Source organism: Aeromonas dhakensis (assembly GCF_000820305.1).
In the GTDB taxonomy this organism is placed as follows: domain Bacteria; phylum Pseudomonadota; class Gammaproteobacteria; order Enterobacterales; family Aeromonadaceae; genus Aeromonas; species Aeromonas dhakensis.
In genome coordinates this window covers 98,776-114,982 of the sequence record NZ_CDBH01000039.1, presented here as the reverse complement: position 1 = coordinate 114,982, position 16,207 = coordinate 98,776, and the positions used below count along the sequence as shown (strand labels likewise).

The following is a 16,207-nucleotide window of genomic DNA, read 5'->3' as shown; positions in this document are numbered from 1 at the left end:
ATGCCAGAATCGGGCCTCTTCTTGATTTCCCGTTTCAGGACTCAAGTTTCGGCTTTCCGGGCCCATGCCCGCAGACAAAGGACTCCCCATGGCCACCACCCTCTATGGCATCAAGAACTGCGACACCATCAAGAAAGCCCGCAAGTGGCTGGAGCAGGCCGGCATCGACTACCGCTTTCACGACCACAGGGCCGACGGTCTGAACCCGGCCGACCTCGACCGCTGGCTGGACCAGCTCGGCTGGGAAGCGCTGCTCAACAGCCGCGGCACCACCTTTCGCGCCCTGCCGGACGAGGCCAAGCAGGGGCTCGACACCGCCAAGGCGCGCGCCCTCTTGCTGGAGCACCCGGCCATGATCAAGCGCCCGCTGCTGGACCAAGACGGCGAGCTGACCCTGGGCTTCAAGGCCGATCACTACCAATCCCTCTTCTCTCGTTAAGGAAAAACGATGTCGGATGTCATCGCACTGGCCAAGGATCTGATCCGCCGCCCCTCCGTTACCCCGCTGGATGAAGGGTGCCAGACCCTGATGGCGGAGCGCCTCGCCAAGCTCGGCTTCGTCATCGAACCCATGGTGTTCGAAGATACCACCAACCTCTGGGCCCGCCGCGGCAGCGAGGGGCCTCTGTTCTGCTTCGCCGGCCACACCGACGTGGTACCCGCCGGCCCGCTGGACAAATGGCACACCCCGCCGTTCGAGCCGACCATCCAGGATGGCGTGCTCTACGGCCGTGGTGCCGCCGACATGAAGGGCTCGCTGGCCGCCATGGTGGTGGCGGTCGAGCGCTTCGTGGCCGAGCATCCGGATCACGCCGGGTCGATTGCCTTCCTCATCACCTCCGATGAGGAGGGGCCCTTCATCAACGGTACCACCCGGGTGATCGACACTCTGGAGGCCCGTAACGAGAAGATCCGCTGGTGCATCGTCGGCGAGCCCTCCTCCACCAACCTAGTGGGGGACGTGGTGAAGAACGGCCGGCGCGGCTCCATCACCGGCGATCTGCTGGTGCGCGGGGTGCAGGGCCACGTCGCCTACCCTCATCTGGCGGACAACCCGATCCACAAGGCAGCCCCGGCGCTGGCCGAGCTCGCCGCCATCGAATGGGATCAGGGCAACGCCTACTTCCCCCCCACCAGCTTCCAGATCGCCAACATCCAGGCGGGCACCAGCGCCTCCAACGTCATTCCCGGCGAACTGCACGTCCAGTTCAACTTCCGCTTCAGCACCGAGCTCACCGATGCCGCGATCCGCGAGCGGGTCGAAGCCCTGCTCGAGCGGCACGGTCTGGATTACCAGATCAAATGGACCCTCTCCGGCCAGCCTTTCCTCACCGACACCGGCAAGCTGCTGGCGGCGGCGGTCTCTGCCATCGAGGCGGTCAACGGCCAGCAGCCGGCCCTGCTCACCACGGGGGGAACGTCCGATGGGCGCTTTATCGCCCCCACCGGGGCGGAAGTCATTGAGCTGGGCCCGGTCAACGCCACCATTCACAAGGTGAACGAGTGCGTGAAGGCGGACGATCTGGATCTGCTGGCAGACATGTACCAAGGGGTGCTCGCGAGGTTGCTGGTATGACCCAGGATCAGCTGCTGGGCCAGGATGAGGGTCACCTCATCCTGGTGGGGCAAGGCCCGCACCGGCTGACGGCCGCCACCGCGGCGGCCTTCAACGACATGCAGGTGGCCGCCGCCCACGCCGGCTTCAACCTGCAGCCCGCCTCCAGCTGGCGGGGCTTCGAGCGCCAGCTCGCCATCTGGAACGGCAAGTGGCGCGGCGAGCGCCCCCTGCTCGATGCCCACAGCCAGCCCATCGACGCCCTGCAACTGAGCGACGAGGAGCGGCTGCACGCCATCTTGCACTGGAGCGCCCTGCCCGGCACCAGCCGCCACCACTGGGGCACCGATCTCGACATCTACGACCCGGACTGCCTGCCCGCCGGCACCAGGCTGGCGCTGGAGCCCTGGGAGTATGAAGAGGGAGGCTGGTTTGCCGACTTGAGCGAGTGGCTGGAGGATCGCATGAACGACTTCGGCTTCTTCCTGCCCTATGCCAAGCCGGCCGGTGCCGGCAGCGGCGTCGCCTACGAGCCCTGGCACCTCAGCTTTGCGCCTGAGTCCCGCGAGCAGCGGCTCGACCCGGCCGCGCTGGCACTTTGCCTGCAACAGGCGGATATTGAAGGCAAGGCGACCATACTGGCCAACCTCGACGAGATCCTGGCCCGCTATGTCACCCTGGCCACCGACGAAAGGAGTAGCACATGAACCTCTGGCTCTGGATAGGCTTGCCCCTGCTCTTCCTGCTCGGCCTGTTTCTCAACGCCATCAAGGACATGAAGCGACTGGAGAAAGAGCTGCCCCGCTACAAGGACAAGATCCGGGAAGTGAAGGACGACGAGGACGACTGACGCCCTCCGTCGGCAGGGGCCCGGCGTGGCCCCTGCCGTTTGCTGCCCGCTGCGGCGCTCATCTTCCCTCCTGTGTCCGTTTTGTGAACATCATCACGTTGCCGACCTCTCTGATCACCCCGCTGACCCCCTTTTGATGGCCAGAACCCTTCGCAGCAATCGCACTGAAAATGTAAAAAACTGCAAATAAATGCACAATTAAGCCACACGTAGCCGGTCAAACTGCATATAATGTGCCTGATTTGCATTTTGACAGAAGGAGTTCGCCATTGGATGCCGTCACCATCAACAGTTTCTTCCTCGTCGCGGCCTTGTTGGTGGGTGCCAGTGTCCTGTTGAGCGCGCTCTCCTCCCGTCTCGGTATCCCCATCCTGGTGATCTTCCTCGCCGTCGGCATGCTGGCCGGTGAGGACGGCCCCGGTGGCATCCACTTCGCCGACTACTCCATCGCCTACCTGGTGGGCAACCTGGCGCTCGCCATCATCTTGCTGGACGGCGGCATGCGCACCCGGGTCTCCTCGTTTCGAGTCGCGCTCTGGCCCGCCCTGTCGCTGGCTACGGTCGGGGTGGCCATCACCACCGGCCTGACGGGCCTCGCCGCCGCCTGGCTGTTTGACCTCAACCTGCTGCAGGGGATGCTGATCGGCGCCATCGTCGGCTCCACCGATGCGGCGGCGGTCTTCTCCCTGCTCGGCGGGCGCAGCCTCAACGAGCGGGTCAGCGCCACCCTGGAGATAGAGTCAGGCAGCAACGATCCCATGGCGGTGTTTCTTACCGTCACCCTGATCGAGGTGCTGGCCACCGCCCAGCAGGGGCTGGATGGCGGCTTTCTGCTGCTGCAACTGCTCAAGCAGTTCGGGCTGGGAGCCGGCATCGGCCTTGGCGCCGGTTGGCTGCTGTGGAAGCTCATCAACAGCGCCCGGCTGGCCCCCGGCCTCTACCCGCTGCTGACCGTGAGCGGCGGCCTGCTCATCTTCGCCCTCACCACGGCGGTGGGTGGCAGCGGCATCCTGGCCATCTACCTCACCGGCCTCTTGCTCGGCAACCTCTCCCTGCGCAGTCGCAGCACCACCTTGTCGGTGCTGGACGGCCTCACCTGGCTCAGCCAGATCGGCATGTTCCTGGTGCTGGGGCTGCTCGCCTCCCCCCACAAGTTGCTGCCCATCGCCCTGCCGGCGCTGGCGCTGGCCATGTGGATGATCCTGTTCGCCCGCCCCATCTCGGTCTGGATCGGCCTGCTGCCGTTCAAGAACTTCGCCCCCCGCGAGCGCTGGTTCATCTCCTGGGTCGGCCTGCGCGGCGCGGTGCCGATCATTCTGGCGGTGTTCCCCATGATGGCGGGGCTGCCCAATGCCCAGCTCTACTTCAATGTCGCCTTCTTCGTGGTGCTGGTCTCGCTGATCCTGCAGGGCAGCTCGCTGCCGCTGGCCTCCCGCCTCGCCCGGGTCGAAGTGCCGGCGCCCCCCTCGCCCATCAACCGCTCCGGGCTCGAGATCGATCTCGACAGCCAGTGGGAGACCTTCGTCTATCGCCTGAGCGACGAGAAGTGGTGCATCGGCTCGCCGCTGCGGGATCTGCGCATGCCCAAGGGCACCCGCATCTGCGCCCTGTTCCGCGAGCAGGAGCTGCTGCACCCCTCGGGCAGTACCTGTCTGCAATCCGACGACATCCTCTGCGTCATCGGCCACGAGCGCGACCTGCCGGCCCTCGGCCAGCTGTTCAGCCAGGCGCCGGAGCAGGATCTGGGCCCGCGCTTCTTCGGCGACTTCCTGCTGGAGGCGGCCGCCAAGCTGGTGGATCTGGCGCCGCTGTACGGGCTGGATGTGAGCGAGGTGGCGGATCAGACCCTTGGCCATTTTATTGCACAGCAGTTGGGCGATAATCTGGTGGTCGGCGACCACGTCGAATGGCAGGGGCTGATCTGGACCGTGGCCGAAATGGAAGAGGGTGAACCCCGCAAGATAGGGGTGCGTTTTCTGGAAGAAGATCCGGTCTGATCGCCGTCTGCCTCGTCCTCTGCGAGAAGGGAGTTATCTATGCCTTACCAAACCCTGTTGTCCGGCCTGCAACCCCCTTCGCCCAACCTGGGGGTGATCGAGGGCTTCTTTGGCAAGGGCTGGAGCTGGGAAGCCCGCGCCCGCTACGCCCAGTGGCTGCCCCGCCACGGTTACGGCTTCTATCTCTATGCCCCGAAAGAGGATGGCTATCTGCGCAAGCACTGGGCCAAGCCCTGGCCTGCCGCCCAGCTCGAGGCGCTGCGCCAGCTCGCCCGCCAGTGCCGTGACAACGGCCTTGCCTTCGGGGTGGGGCTGAGCCCCATGGGCGCTCACCACGACTATGCCCGCCAGCGACCGGCCCTGCTGGAGAAGGTGCGGCTCATCGAGGAGGAGCTCAAGCCCGACATCCTGGCGATCCTGTTTGACGACATGAAGGGGGATACCCCGGATCTCGCCCACTGGCAGCTCACCATCACCCACGACATCGCGGCCCATACCAGTGCCGGCCGGCTGCTGTTCTGCCCCAGCTACTACAGCACGGACCCTGTACTGGAGAAGGTGTTCGGCGCCATGCCCCCCCACTATCTGCAGGATCTGGGGCAGGGGCTGGATCGGCGCATCGACATCTTCTGGACCGGCCCCAAGGTCTGCTCCAGCGAGTACCCGGTGGCCCACCTGCGCCAGACGGCCGAGTGGCTGCACCGCAAGCCGTTCCTGTGGGACAACTACCCGGTCAACGACGGCAGCAAGGCCAGCAGCTTCCTGCACCTGCGCGCCTTCGAAAACCGCCCGGCGGAGTTGGCGGATCTCGTGAGCGGCCACGCGGTCAATCCCATGAAGCAGGCGGCGCTGTCGGTGCTGCCGCTGGCCACCCTGCCCATGAGCTACAAGCTCGGCAAGCAGTACGATCCGGACAAGGCACTGCACGCCTCCCTCAACGCCACTTGCGGCCCGCAGATCTCCGCCATGATCCAGGCTGACCTGCCGCTGTTTCAGGACATAGGGCTGGCCCAGCTGACCCCTGAGCAGGTGACTCACCTCAAGGCCCGCTACCTGCCGTTTCGCGACCAATCCTGCGTCGACGAGATCCTGCGCTGGCTCGATGGCGAGTATGTGTTCGACCCGGACTGTCTCACCGACTGATCCCACAGCCACAGGAGGCAGCATGGACGCGTCCCTGATTTACCAGAACCTGGCGGTGATCGCCGCCTTCCTGCTCATCTACAGCCTGATCGCCGGGCGCTTTGAATCCCGCCTCATCAACGGCCCCCTGCTGTTCTTGCTGATGGGCTGGCTGCTGGGGCCGGGCGGCATCGAACTGCTCTCCCTCTCCATCGACAGCGATGGCATCAAGCTGTTGGCGGAGCTGACCCTGGTCATAGTGCTGTTCAGCGATGCGGCCAACACCAACTGGCAGGTGCTGCTGGCCAACCGCAGCCTGCCCATCCGGCTGCTGCTGATCGGCCTGCCGCTCACCCTGGCGGCCGGCGCCCTGTTCGGTCACTGGCTCTTCCCCGACTTGCCGCTGCTGGAGCTGGCCATCCTCTCCACCATACTCGCCCCCACCGATGCCGCGCTCGGCAAGGCGGTGGTGAGCAACCCGGCGGTGCCCGCCCCCATCCGCGAGGGGCTCAACCAGGAGAGCGGCCTCAACGACGGCATCTGCGTGCCCGTGCTGCTCCTGCTGCTCGCCCTCATCGCCCCCACCGAGCAGCACAGCGGCACCGGCCTGCTGGCCATCACCCTGCTGCTGGAGGAGATCGGCATCGGCCTGCTGGTGGCCTGGGGACTCACCACCTTCACCCTGCGCCTGCTCAAGACCTCCTACCTCAACGGCTGGCAGCTGCCGCTCTGGCGCCAGCTCACCATGCCGGGGCTGGCCTTGCTCTGCTTCGCGCTGGCCCAGACCCTGGGTGGCAGCGGCTTCATCGCCGCCTTCGTCGGCGGCCTGCTGATGGGCCGCAAACTGGGGGAGCACAAGCACGCCTACCTGGACAGCTGCGAGGGTTACGGGGATCTGCTCTCTGTGGTGATCTGGATGGTGTTCGGCGCCACCCTGATGCCCATGCTGGCAGAGCTGCTGCACTGGCAGTACTGGCTCTATGCCGCCGCCAGCCTCACCCTGCTGCGCATGGTGCCGGTCTGGCTGAGCCTGCTCGGCACCGGCCTCAAGCTTGAACTCAAGCTCTTCATCGGCTGGTTCGGGCCGCGGGGGCTGGCCAGCATCGTCTTTGCGGTGATGGTGCTGCAAAACGAGCCGGCCCTCCTCGGCCAGCGCCCCATCATCGCCACCGTGCTCTGCACCATCATACTGAGCGTCATCCTGCACGGTCTCACCGCCAATCCCTGGGTCGCCCGCTTCAAGCCCCGCTGAGGGGCGCCACCAACAAAAAGCCCCGGTACTGTCCGGGGCTTTCTTTTGTCAGACGCAAGGCGTCCATCTCGGCCAGCGCCCCTCCCTAGGAGCTCGCGTCCTCGGCCTGCGGCCGATAGACCAGGATCCCCGGCTTGTTCTGCACATACTCCAGGAAGGGAGAGTCCACCACCTGCATCTTGCTCGAGAGGGAGGAGGCATTGCGCAGCACGGGGCCGTTCTCGCCACGGATAAAGATGCCGGTGTGAGTGACGTCGAGCCCGGCCAGATCGGTGTAGATGCCGATGTAGTCCCCCTCCTCCAGCAGACTCAGGGTGTTCTCGTCGATGCTGGCGGACGGAATGTAGGTGATGTCCCGCGCCGTCACCCCCAGCCCAGGAATGTAGTGGCCGCCGTCCGCCTTCTGGTTGAGCAGCTTGGCGGTGGTCACCGCAGCGCCGCCCACCAGATGGGTCACATCGCTCACCTTGTTGTCACCATGCACCCAGTCGGAGAAGAAGTGCTTTCTGGTCAGATAGTTGACCTCACCGTTCACGTAACGAGTGTGCATCAGGTTCTCGATGAAGTGATGCACACTCGTTGCGCGACGCAGCGACTCGACATAATCCAGATAGGTGAAGCAGTCGAGCCCGCCAAAATCTACCACCAGCTTCTCCTGCACCTCGTTCGACCCCACCAGCCGGTTGGCCACATAGGGGTTGCCCAGAAACAGGCTGGAGAAGGTCTTGATCGTCTGACCCGGCGCCCCCTGCTGGCGGGCAAACAGCTCGATAAGTTGCGGCTCCTTGATGTTGTAAAAATCGAGGTTTCTCTCTTTGCCGGCAGCCGCCGCGCCGGCAAACAGGAGCAATGCGATACTGGTCAGCCTCATCATCCTTAAATCTCCTTGCTCGGAATGTTAATAAACGGACCCTGTGCACCCTCTCGCAGGCGCAAGAGAATGCCATTCGAGACTGACGGCATCCCGGCCGTTTGCAAACCGGATAAATGTAAGCAAATGTGGCCAACCGCCCGCCAGCATACGAAAAAGCCCCGCATGGCGGGGCTTCTCGGCAGTAACAGACCAGCTGGCAAGTGCGGTATCAACCCAACGCCAGCCAGACCCCGACAAACAGCATGAGAGAGCCGGCGATCCGGTTCATCAGGGTGACGTTGCCGCTCTTGGCGAGGAAGTGGCGCAGGGTGCGACCGCCGCTCGCGTAGAGCAGCAGGCAGGAGAACTCGATGAGCAGGATCAGGGCCACCAGGGCGCTGATCTGGGGTGCCATCGGCTTGGCCGCATTGATGAAGGGAGGCAGCAGGGAGACCATGAAGGCCCACCCCTTGGGGTTGGCGATGGCGGTGACGAAGCCCTGCATGGCCAGCGCCAGCGGCCGCGTCTCCTGGGCGGCCGACAGATCCGCCGGGATCGCCAGCTTGCCCTTGGCCTGCCACATCTGGATGCCGAGCCAGATGAGATAGGCGCCGCCCACGTACTTGAAGGCGGCAAACAGCGCCGGGTAGTTGAGCATCACAGCCGCCACCCCGATCACCGACAGCACAGAGACCAGGCCGACCCCGATGAGCTCGCCCCACATCATGTGCAGGGTGCGGCGCACCCCCAGACTCATGCCGAGGGTCATCGCCAGGGTCATGCACATGCCGGGGGTCACGGAGACAAAAAAGAACGTGGGAATAAACAGCGCCAAAATGGCAGGATCGATCCAGTCGGACACACAACACCTCCATGGTAACAGACCGACGATCTTGCCTATCACACTCATTTAACACAAGAAAAAACCTTTTCAAATAGCCGGTTTTGCACCTTAAAAACCTGTGACAAGCTTTGTCGCGCCTGTGTAAGATGCCGCCTTGTTTCTCTTTTGGGTCAGGATCTTTCATGTCATTGAATAATCTCTCTATCCGTCTGCAAGTACTCATCCCTCTCCTGCTCGCCAGCCTGTTGATGATCCTGATGATCGGGATCGGCAAACAGGACATCGACCGCGCCATCGACGACATGAACGAGACCACTGCCAGCGTGACCCGTCACAAGGACGACATCGCCACCCTGATCCACGCCACCTACCGGCTGCGCACCAACGCCATCTACGGCCTCTACGATCCCGCCCGCTTTGCCCAGCTGCCCAGCGAGCTCTCCGCCGCCGAGCAGGAGATAGGTGCCATCCTGACCAGACTGGCCATCGCCGGCGCCGAGCAGGACAACAGCCGGGTCGCGGCCGCCCTGCAGGCCTACCTCGGCCACACCCGCAGCAATATGCTGCCGCTGCTGGCCGCCAAGCACCAGGGCGGCGGCGATCCTGCCGCCTATGAGCAGGCCCGCCTGCGCTTTCGCGATCTGGGGGAAGATCTCATCAAGCAGATCGATGCCATGTCCGCCCACGTCAACCAGCTGATCCAGGCTGAAATTGCCGAGGAGCAGGCTCACTACCACGCCACCCTGCTGCGCACCCTGCTGCTGATGGCAGCCAGCCTGGCCGCCGCCCTGTTTGGCGGCTGGTGGCTCTCCGGCCGCATCGTGCGCCCCATCGGTCAGCTGCAGCAGGTGATGCGCGCGGTGGCCCAGGGCCGCTTCAACGTGCGCGCCGCCAGCGATGGCAACAACGAGCTGAGCCAGCTGGCCGCCGACATCAACCAGACCCTGAGCCAGCTTGGCAGCACCATCAACACCCTGACCGGCATCAGCGGCAACGTGGCCTCCGCCGCCACCGAACTTGCCGCCGTGATGACCCAGGCAGAGGTCAATGCCCAGCAGCAGCGCGGTGAGACCGAGCAGGTGGCCTCCGCCGTCACCGAGCTGGCCAGCACCGCCGACAACGTCAACCACAACGCCGCCCTGGCCGACGAGCTGGCACGCGATGCCAACCAGCGGGTCGAAGAGGGGCTGGCACTGTTTGCCGAGAGCATTCAGGCCAACAGCCGGATGGCTAACAGCCTGGAGAGCGCCGCCTCCGTGGTGGCCAGCCTCAAGTCCCAGTCCGAGCAGATCGGCAAGGTGATCGAGGTCATCCAGGGGATTTCCGAGCAGACCAACCTGCTGGCCCTCAACGCCGCCATCGAGGCCGCCCGCGCCGGTGAAACCGGTCGCGGCTTTGCGGTGGTGGCCGACGAGGTGCGCATGCTGGCGGCCCGCACCCAGGACTCCACCAAGGAGATCCAGGCCATCATCGAGCAGCTGCAGAGCCAGTCTCTCTCCGCCAACAGCGGCGTGCAGGATACCCTCGCCATCCTGGCCCACAACCAGCAGCTCTCCGGCCAGGTGCAGGATCTGCTGGGCGGCATCACGGAGGCGGTCAACCAGATCAACGGCGCCAATGCCCAGGTGGCCACCGCCGCCGAGGAGCAGTCCTGCGTCACCGCCGACATCAACCGCAACATCACCAACATCCACGAGATCGTGAACCAGAACGCGGCCGGCATCAGCCAGAGTGCCGCCGCCAGTCACGAACTGTCACAGCTCGCCGAGCAGCAGCGCAAGCAGCTGTCCCAGTTCCAGCTGTGACACACACCCGCTGACCAGACAGAGAGGCCCCGCACGCGGGGCCTCTCTGTTAATGACGCTGACGACTTGTTATTGTTTTAAACGCTATTTTTTATGATCAGGCTTCATTAGGGGCTGGGCTACCTCACCAAATGTGGGTATGGTAGAGGCACGTCACTCCCCCTCATGCGAGATCATCATGAAGCTGTCCTTCAAGAAACCGGCCTTCATCGGCCTCGGGCTCATCGCCCTCGTCACCGCCATCTGGCTCGACTACTACCTGCCGGAACACACCATCGCCACCATCACAGGGGTGGAGGTGAAGCGCACCGATAAGGATGGCCCCATCAGCCAGAAGAACCCGGCCGACGGCCCCACCACCGACGTCTACTACATCTACACCGAGCGTCCCGGCGAGAAGATCCGCGTGTTCCGCAACGAAGATACCGAGTGGGGCTGGCCCTTCTACTTCAAGTTCAACGCCGCCGACGTGCAGGCCAAGGCCAAGTCGATGGAGTTCGAAAAACGGCTGGCCATCATCACCTCCTACGGCTGGCGCATCAACATGTTCTCCATGTTCCCCAACGTCACCAAGATTGAGAGCACCGAACCCGACGCCTCCACCTGGAGCTTCTTCCGCTGGTTCTGGTTCGGCATCTGGGCCCTGGTGATGGGCAAGGCTACCATCGCCACCTGGCGCTACTTCGATCGTCTCGAGGACGAGATATGAGTGAGCCGAGCAAGACGCGCACCAGCTTCTATCGGCGGCTCTACGTGGCCTGGCTCATCAGCCAGGGCACGGATACGGTACCGGCCATCATGGAGTCGACCGGCATGCCGCGCCGCACCGCGCAGGATACGCTCAGTGCCCTGGCCGAGCTGGACATCAGCTGCGGCTTCGAGCAGACCGAGGGGGCTCGCCATCTGCAGGGGCACTATCGCATCAGTGACTGGGGACCCATCAACCCGGCCTGGATAAAAGCCCAGCTGCCGGTTATCAAGGAGACGCTGGGTTACCCCTAAAGACATCGGCGTCACCCGTCAGTGACTGGGGGACAATCCGAACAACCCCGCCAGATAGAAAGAGGGCCAGCCGACAAGGCTGGCCCTCTTTCTATCTCCGCCAAGGCGTCGGCCTTGTTTCTACTCGGGGAAAGGCTCCTCCGGCAGCGACTCCTGGCTCTCGCCCCGGGTGCAGTCGATGATGGAGCGCTTGGGGTTGTTGGGATCGCGCAGCAGCAAAGGGGCCAGCCCTTCATCGTGCTTCTGCTCGTCGGAAAACTCGCTGCCGTAGGCATTGTGGGTAAGCCGGCGCGCATTGGCGATGGGGGTATCCACGAACAGGGCGTGAACCTCGAAGGTGGAGGCCGGAATGAGAAAACCGCTGATGGGCAGGCCGTGCAGCTCCTGGCGGGTCTTGTACCAGGCGAAGCCGTCCGCCACCTTGTAGGGGGTGTAGTGGTCGAGCTGCGGGTGCGCCGGCTTGCCGGTCTCGCTGTCGAGATAGAGATCATCCAGCTCGCAGGTCGCCAGCCCCTGCCACATCGACTCGAACGGCGTGGCACACCCCGTCAGTTGCAACCCGGCCAACAGTGCCAGCCCTGTCTTCCACATCGCTTCGCCCCTTCTTGCAAGAGTGGAACTGCGTTCAGTCAAAGGCCCGCAGCCGCGTGACCAGCAGATCGATAAAGCCCGCCCGATCCAGCCCCAGCAGCACCAGCGCATTGGCCGGCTTGCCGGTCAGACCGTAGCGATCCACCACCGTCATGCCGCTAGTATGGGTGCCGCCGGTTTCGATATCGACCCGGCACTCGACCCCGTGGAACAGCGCGGGAGCCAGCAACCAGGCAATGGTACAGGGGTCGTGCAGCGGCGCGCCAGCAAATCCCCACTTGGGATCCCGGTGGTAGATCATGAAAAAATCGAGCAGACCGGCCACGCACTGGGCCACCGGATTGGTGATGGTGCGTACCCGTTCGATGTCTTCGTCCATCACCTGCGCCTCGTGGGTCACGTCCAGCCCGCACATGGTGATGGGAAGCCCCGACTTGAACACCATATCGGCCGCTTCCGGGTCCACATAAATATTGAACTCCGCCGCCGGGGTCCAGTTGCCGGCTCCCGCCGCGCCGCCCATCAGCACGATGCGGGCGATCTTCTGCTTGAGCTCGGGGTGGGCCGCCAGCAGCAGGGCGATGTTGGTGAGCGGGCCGGTCGGCACCAGGGTCACGGGCTCCGGGCTCTCGCGCAGGCACTTGGCCATCAGCTCGAGGGCGGTCATGGCCACGGGGGCAAAGGCGGGATCCGGCAATTTGGGGCCATCGAGACCCGACTCGCCGTGGACGTTGTCGGCGATGATAAGCTCGCGGGCCAGCGGCTTGGGAGCCCCCGCCGCCACCGGAATGTCGTCACGCCCCAGCAGGGTCAGGATGCGCAGGGCATTGTTGAGGGTCTTGTCCGGCGTCTGGTTGCCGGCGCTGGTGGTGACCGCCAGCACCTTGAGCTCGGGGCTGGCCAGCGCCAGGATAAGGGCGATGGCATCATCATGGCCGGGATCGCAATCGAGAATAACGGGCAACGCCATGGACAGACTCCTTACAACATGACAGGGAGCCATACCTTAGCAAGCCGCGGCCGCATTAACTCTGGAAGGGGTCACAAAACGGCCCCTTCCCTGCGTTATCAAGCAGTTAGTCACAAGACGAGAGCCGCTTCTGCAGTTATTCGCCGTGCCCCGCTGGTTCGGGTATGATCCCCCTCCCTTTTCAGACCGTGCGCCCCATGTCCGCCATCATCGATACCTTCATCGCCCCGCCCTGTGCGGCCGCCATCGAGATCCTGTTTGAGGATGAGCACCTGCTGCTCATCAACAAGCCGAGCGGCCTGCTGAGCCTGTCGGGCAAGAACCCGCAGAACCTCGACTCGGTGCACTATCGGCTGGTGCAGGCTTATCCCGGCTGCGCCCTGGTCCATCGCCTCGATTTTGGCACCTCGGGGATCATGCTGGTGGCCAGGAACAAGGCCATCAACGCCCTGCTCTGCCACCAGTTCAGCCAGCGCACGGTGAGCAAGGCCTACAGCGCCCTGCTGTGCGGTCATCTGGCCGAGGACGAGGGGGTGATCGATGCCCCCATCGCCAAGGATCCGGCGCTGTTTCCGCTGATGAGCATCTGCGCCGTCAGCGGCAAGCCCGCCCGCTCCCGCTATCAGGTGATGACGCGCCTGACCTGCCAGGTACAAGGCGACGCCGTACCGTTGACCTCGGTGAGGCTGGTACCGGAAACCGGTCGCACCCATCAGCTGCGCATCCACAGCCGGCAGCTGGGTCATCCCATCCTGGGTTGCGATCTCTATGGCGGCCTGCTGCCGCCCGGCTGCGAGCAGGCGCCGCGGCTGATGCTGCACGCCAGTGAGCTCGATTTTGTTCACCCGATCAGTGACGAGCCGATGCAGATCCGCTGTGAGGCCCCCTTTGAACAGGCGCTGGCGGCCATGACGGGGCAACAGGGGTAACGCAGAAGGAAATAGAGGGGAAAAAGAGAAGGGGAAAAGCGGTCAACGGCGGATAAAGATAGGGGCCGCGCTTTCGCAACGGCCCCCACCCCCCACTCGTGGTGGTGCTATCAGATCAGCTTGCGGGCAGCGCCCAGCACGATCTTGATGGCATCAGATTCGGTCTTCGCCATGGTCTCGGCGTTCGGGATCTCTTGCTGGGTACGGTTCACGATGACACCGGCCACCATGCCGGCACGCAGGCCCTGGCTGGAGCACATGGTCAGCAACGTCGCGGACTCCATTTCGAAGTTCAGCACGCCCATGGATTGCCACTCTTTCATGGAACCCTGGAAGCGTTGTACCACGCGGCCGGAGAAGGTGTCGTAGCGCTCCTGACCCGGGTAGAAGGTGTCAGAAGAGGCGGTGACGCCCACGTGCAGCTTGGAACCCAGCTCCTTGGCGGTGTTGACCAGCGCAGTGGTGCAGTCGAAGTCGGCCACGGCCGGGAACTCCATCGGCGCGAAGTGCAGGCTGGCACCGTCGAGGCGAACGGAGCCGGTGGTGACGATCACGTCGCCCACGTTCAGGTGCGGCTGGATGGCGCCGGTGGTGCCGATGCGCAGGAAGGTACGGATGCCCAGCTGAGCCAGCTCTTCCACCGCGATGGAGGTGGACGGGCCGCCGATACCGGTGGAGCAGATGATCACGGCCTTGCCGTCCATCTCGCCGCGCCAGGTAGTGAACTCACGATGGCTGGCCAGGTGCACCGGGTTATCCAACAGCTCTGCGATGCGCTTCACGCGCTCGGGATCACCGGGAACGATCGCCAGGGTGGCGCCTTGCAGATCCGCTTTTTTCAAACCCAAGTGAAATACATCAGACATAGTGGACTCCTGGTTGCTCCCCACCAGCATGGTCAGGGGCAAGTTAAGGTGATTCTTTATGGTACTTTCAAGCCTTCACTCCCCTCGTCGGGGAGGCGCCAACTATGGTCGAAAGCGCTTTCCAATTCCTTGAAGCATCTCACACTTCCTTGCATTGACAGCCACAAATTCGGCGCAAAACGTTTGCTAACTTGATGAATTAATTGAAAAACGTTTTTCTATTCGCGAACAGGCTAGCGCGCTTGTCAATCCCTGTCGCGGCCCATGTTTCCGGTACGTGATCGAGTCCATAAAGTTGCAAAGCAGATACTATTGACCCCTTTTCATCCCCCCTGACGGTGCTATGTTGGCGCCCGTATACCACTTAATGGCTAATCATACGGAGTCCATCATGGCGACATTCAAGTTCTACATTCCCGCAATCAACCTGATGGGAGCAGGCTGCCTGCAAGAGGCGGCAGCCGATATCAAGGGCTATGGCCATCGCAAGGCGCTGATCGTCACCGACAAGATCCTCAACCAGATTGGCGTGGTGGCCAAGGTGGCCGGCCTGCTGGCAGAACATGGCATTGAAAGCGCAATTTTCGACGAGACCAAACCCAACCCGACCATGACCAACGTGGAAGCGGGCCTGGCCATGCTCAAGGCCAATGGCTGCGACTGCGTCATCTCGCTGGGGGGCGGCTCGCCCCACGACTGCGCCAAGGGGATCGCCCTGGTGGCAGCCAACGGTGGCAGCATCAAGGATTACGAAGGGGTGGATCGCTCCGCCAAGCCGCAACTGCCGCTCATCGCCATCAACACCACCGCCGGCACCGCCTCCGAGATGACTCGCTTCTGCATCATCACTGACGAGGCCCGCCACGTGAAGATGGCCATCGTCGACAAGCACGTCACCCCGCTGATGTCGGTCAACGACCCCGAGCTGATGCTGGCCAAGCCGGCCGGCCTCACCGCCGCCACCGGCATGGATGCGCTGACCCACGCCATCGAGGCGTATGTCTCCACCATCGCCACCCCGGTGACCGATGCCAGCGCCATCATGGCCATCCAGCTCATCGCCAGACACCTGCGCACCGCGGTCAATCAGGGCGACGATCTGCACGCCCGCGAGCAGATGGCCTACGCCCAGTTCCTGGCCGGCATGGCCTTCAACAACGCAAGCCTGGGTTACGTGCACGCCATGGCCCACCAGCTGGGCGGTTTCTACGACCTGCCGCACGGGGTGTGCAACGCCGTGCTGCTGCCCCACGTGCAGGCCTACAACGCCCAGGTGCGCGCCGGCCGCCTGAAGGACGTGGCCCGTCACATGGGGGTGGACGTGAGCGCCATGACCGATGAGCAGGGGGCCGCAGCCGCCATTGCCGCCATCCAGCAGCTGGCCCGCGACGTCAAGATCCCGGCCGGGCTGGAGCAGCTCGGCGTCAAGGCCGACGACTTCAACCTGCTTGCCGAGAACGCCCTGAAAGACGCCTGCGGCTTCACCAACCCGAAACAGGCGAGCCACGACGAGATCGTCGCCATCTTCCGCGCCGCCATGTAAGGGCACAATGGGCAGAAAGGGTCGCATG

17 protein-coding genes are annotated in these 16,207 nt (G+C 63.9%); 12 read left to right on the top strand and 5 right to left on the bottom strand.

The window, feature by feature from the left end; translation table 11 throughout:
• The first annotated feature begins 88 nt into the window (after positions 1-88).
• The 7 genes from BN1143_RS10030 to BN1143_RS10005 all read left to right on the top strand — a co-directional run bounded on the left by BN1143_RS10030 (position 89) and on the right by BN1143_RS10005 (position 6,776).
• Positions 89-439: an ArsC family reductase gene (locus BN1143_RS10030; protein ID WP_017766166.1), complete on the top strand. Its 351-nt coding sequence runs from the start codon at positions 89-91 to the stop codon at positions 437-439.
• A gap of 9 nt (positions 440-448) precedes the next feature.
• Positions 449-1,576: a succinyl-diaminopimelate desuccinylase gene (gene dapE / locus BN1143_RS10025; protein ID WP_042050436.1), complete on the top strand. Its 1,128-nt coding sequence runs from the start codon at positions 449-451 to the stop codon at positions 1,574-1,576.
• The gene (locus BN1143_RS10020) at positions 1,573-2,262 is read left to right on the top strand and encodes a M15 family metallopeptidase (RefSeq protein ID WP_019838586.1); all 690 of its coding nucleotides are present in this window, start codon (positions 1,573-1,575) and stop codon (positions 2,260-2,262) included. The genes dapE and BN1143_RS10020 overlap by 4 nt, the downstream gene beginning before the upstream one ends.
• Complete coding sequence (locus BN1143_RS21935; RefSeq protein WP_005298986.1) at positions 2,259-2,405, top strand: hypothetical protein; 147 nt, start codon at positions 2,259-2,261, stop codon at positions 2,403-2,405. Before BN1143_RS10020 ends, BN1143_RS21935 begins: the two co-directional genes overlap by 4 nt.
• A 269-nt stretch (positions 2,406-2,674) precedes the next feature.
• On the top strand, positions 2,675-4,402 hold the full coding sequence (locus tag BN1143_RS10015; protein WP_005298984.1) for a potassium/proton antiporter: 1,728 nt from the start codon (positions 2,675-2,677) through the stop codon (positions 4,400-4,402).
• Between the two features lie 39 nt (positions 4,403-4,441).
• Positions 4,442-5,545 carry a beta-N-acetylglucosaminidase domain-containing protein gene (locus tag BN1143_RS10010; protein WP_042050434.1) on the top strand — a complete coding sequence of 368 codons (1,104 nt, stop codon included), beginning with the start codon at positions 4,442-4,444 and terminating at the stop codon, positions 5,543-5,545.
• A gap of 22 nt (positions 5,546-5,567) precedes the next feature.
• Positions 5,568-6,776: a cation:proton antiporter gene (locus BN1143_RS10005; protein WP_042050432.1), complete on the top strand. Its 1,209-nt coding sequence runs from the start codon at positions 5,568-5,570 to the stop codon at positions 6,774-6,776.
• An 85-nt stretch (positions 6,777-6,861) separates the two neighbouring features.
• On the opposite strand, the gene BN1143_RS10000 is transcribed toward BN1143_RS10005, so the two are convergent.
• Together BN1143_RS10000 and BN1143_RS09995 are read right to left on the bottom strand one after the other, a co-directional pair.
• On the bottom strand, positions 6,862-7,650 hold the full coding sequence (locus tag BN1143_RS10000; protein ID WP_005298979.1) for a DUF1460 domain-containing protein: 789 nt from the start codon (positions 7,648-7,650) through the stop codon (positions 6,862-6,864).
• A gap of 208 nt (positions 7,651-7,858) precedes the next feature.
• On the bottom strand, positions 7,859-8,491 hold the full coding sequence (locus BN1143_RS09995) for a LysE family translocator (protein ID WP_017786084.1): 633 nt from the start codon (positions 8,489-8,491) through the stop codon (positions 7,859-7,861).
• A 164-nt stretch (positions 8,492-8,655) separates the two neighbouring features.
• Here BN1143_RS09995 and BN1143_RS09990 point away from each other — a divergent pair, with 164 nt between their 5' ends.
• From BN1143_RS09990 to BN1143_RS09980, 3 genes are all read left to right on the top strand, one after another.
• Positions 8,656-10,278, top strand: a complete 1,623-nt coding sequence (locus BN1143_RS09990; protein ID WP_042050430.1) for a methyl-accepting chemotaxis protein — start codon at positions 8,656-8,658, stop codon at positions 10,276-10,278.
• 178 nt (positions 10,279-10,456) lie between these two features.
• Entirely contained in the window at positions 10,457-10,987 is a 531-nt protein-coding gene (locus BN1143_RS09985) for a DUF1523 family protein (RefSeq protein WP_042050460.1), read from the top strand.
• Positions 10,984-11,280: a winged helix-turn-helix domain-containing protein gene (locus BN1143_RS09980; RefSeq protein WP_042050429.1), complete on the top strand. Its 297-nt coding sequence runs from the start codon at positions 10,984-10,986 to the stop codon at positions 11,278-11,280. Before BN1143_RS09985 ends, BN1143_RS09980 begins: the two co-directional genes overlap by 4 nt.
• 120 nt (positions 11,281-11,400) lie before the next feature.
• Here BN1143_RS09980 and BN1143_RS09975 read toward each other — a convergent pair whose 3' ends face one another.
• Together BN1143_RS09975 and rihA are read right to left on the bottom strand one after the other, a co-directional pair.
• Positions 11,401-11,871: a hypothetical protein gene (locus BN1143_RS09975; protein WP_042050428.1), complete on the bottom strand. Its 471-nt coding sequence runs from the start codon at positions 11,869-11,871 to the stop codon at positions 11,401-11,403.
• A gap of 34 nt (positions 11,872-11,905) precedes the next feature.
• The gene (rihA, locus tag BN1143_RS09970) at positions 11,906-12,841 is read right to left on the bottom strand and encodes a pyrimidine-specific ribonucleoside hydrolase RihA (protein WP_042050426.1); all 936 of its coding nucleotides are present in this window, start codon (positions 12,839-12,841) and stop codon (positions 11,906-11,908) included.
• Between the two features lie 164 nt (positions 12,842-13,005).
• Here rihA and BN1143_RS09965 point away from each other — a divergent pair, with 164 nt between their 5' ends.
• Positions 13,006-13,770: an RluA family pseudouridine synthase gene (locus BN1143_RS09965; protein WP_042050425.1), complete on the top strand. Its 765-nt coding sequence runs from the start codon at positions 13,006-13,008 to the stop codon at positions 13,768-13,770.
• Positions 13,771-13,880: 110 nt separating this feature from the next.
• On the opposite strand, the gene udp is transcribed toward BN1143_RS09965, so the two are convergent.
• Positions 13,881-14,636 carry a uridine phosphorylase gene (udp, locus tag BN1143_RS09960; protein ID WP_005298967.1) on the bottom strand — a complete coding sequence of 252 codons (756 nt, stop codon included), beginning with the start codon at positions 14,634-14,636 and terminating at the stop codon, positions 13,881-13,883.
• Between the two features lie 391 nt (positions 14,637-15,027).
• On the opposite strand from udp, the gene yiaY reads away from it, so the two are divergent.
• Complete coding sequence (gene yiaY, locus BN1143_RS09955; protein ID WP_042050423.1) at positions 15,028-16,179, top strand: L-threonine dehydrogenase; 1,152 nt, start codon at positions 15,028-15,030, stop codon at positions 16,177-16,179.
• Positions 16,180-16,207: the final 28 nt, after the last annotated feature.

Coding starts and splice junctions, on each gene's coding strand:
- BN1143_RS10030 (WP_017766166.1), top strand. CDS start 89: ATGGCCACCACCCTCTATGGCATCAAGAACTGCGACACCATCAAGAAA.
- dapE (WP_042050436.1), top strand. CDS start 449: ATGTCGGATGTCATCGCACTGGCCAAGGATCTGATCCGCCGCCCCTCC.
- BN1143_RS10020 (WP_019838586.1), top strand. CDS start 1,573: ATGACCCAGGATCAGCTGCTGGGCCAGGATGAGGGTCACCTCATCCTG.
- BN1143_RS21935 (WP_005298986.1), top strand. CDS start 2,259: ATGAACCTCTGGCTCTGGATAGGCTTGCCCCTGCTCTTCCTGCTCGGC.
- BN1143_RS10010 (WP_042050434.1), top strand. CDS start 4,442: ATGCCTTACCAAACCCTGTTGTCCGGCCTGCAACCCCCTTCGCCCAAC.
- BN1143_RS10005 (WP_042050432.1), top strand. CDS start 5,568: ATGGACGCGTCCCTGATTTACCAGAACCTGGCGGTGATCGCCGCCTTC.
- BN1143_RS10000 (WP_005298979.1), bottom strand. CDS start 7,650: ATGATGAGGCTGACCAGTATCGCATTGCTCCTGTTTGCCGGCGCGGCG.
- BN1143_RS09990 (WP_042050430.1), top strand. CDS start 8,656: ATGTCATTGAATAATCTCTCTATCCGTCTGCAAGTACTCATCCCTCTC.
- BN1143_RS09985 (WP_042050460.1), top strand. CDS start 10,457: ATGAAGCTGTCCTTCAAGAAACCGGCCTTCATCGGCCTCGGGCTCATC.
- BN1143_RS09980 (WP_042050429.1), top strand. CDS start 10,984: ATGAGTGAGCCGAGCAAGACGCGCACCAGCTTCTATCGGCGGCTCTAC.
- BN1143_RS09975 (WP_042050428.1), bottom strand. CDS start 11,871: ATGTGGAAGACAGGGCTGGCACTGTTGGCCGGGTTGCAACTGACGGGG.
- rihA (WP_042050426.1), bottom strand. CDS start 12,841: ATGGCGTTGCCCGTTATTCTCGATTGCGATCCCGGCCATGATGATGCC.
- BN1143_RS09965 (WP_042050425.1), top strand. CDS start 13,006: ATGATCCCCCTCCCTTTTCAGACCGTGCGCCCCATGTCCGCCATCATC.
- udp (WP_005298967.1), bottom strand. CDS start 14,636: ATGTCTGATGTATTTCACTTGGGTTTGAAAAAAGCGGATCTGCAAGGC.
- yiaY (WP_042050423.1), top strand. CDS start 15,028: ATGGCGACATTCAAGTTCTACATTCCCGCAATCAACCTGATGGGAGCA.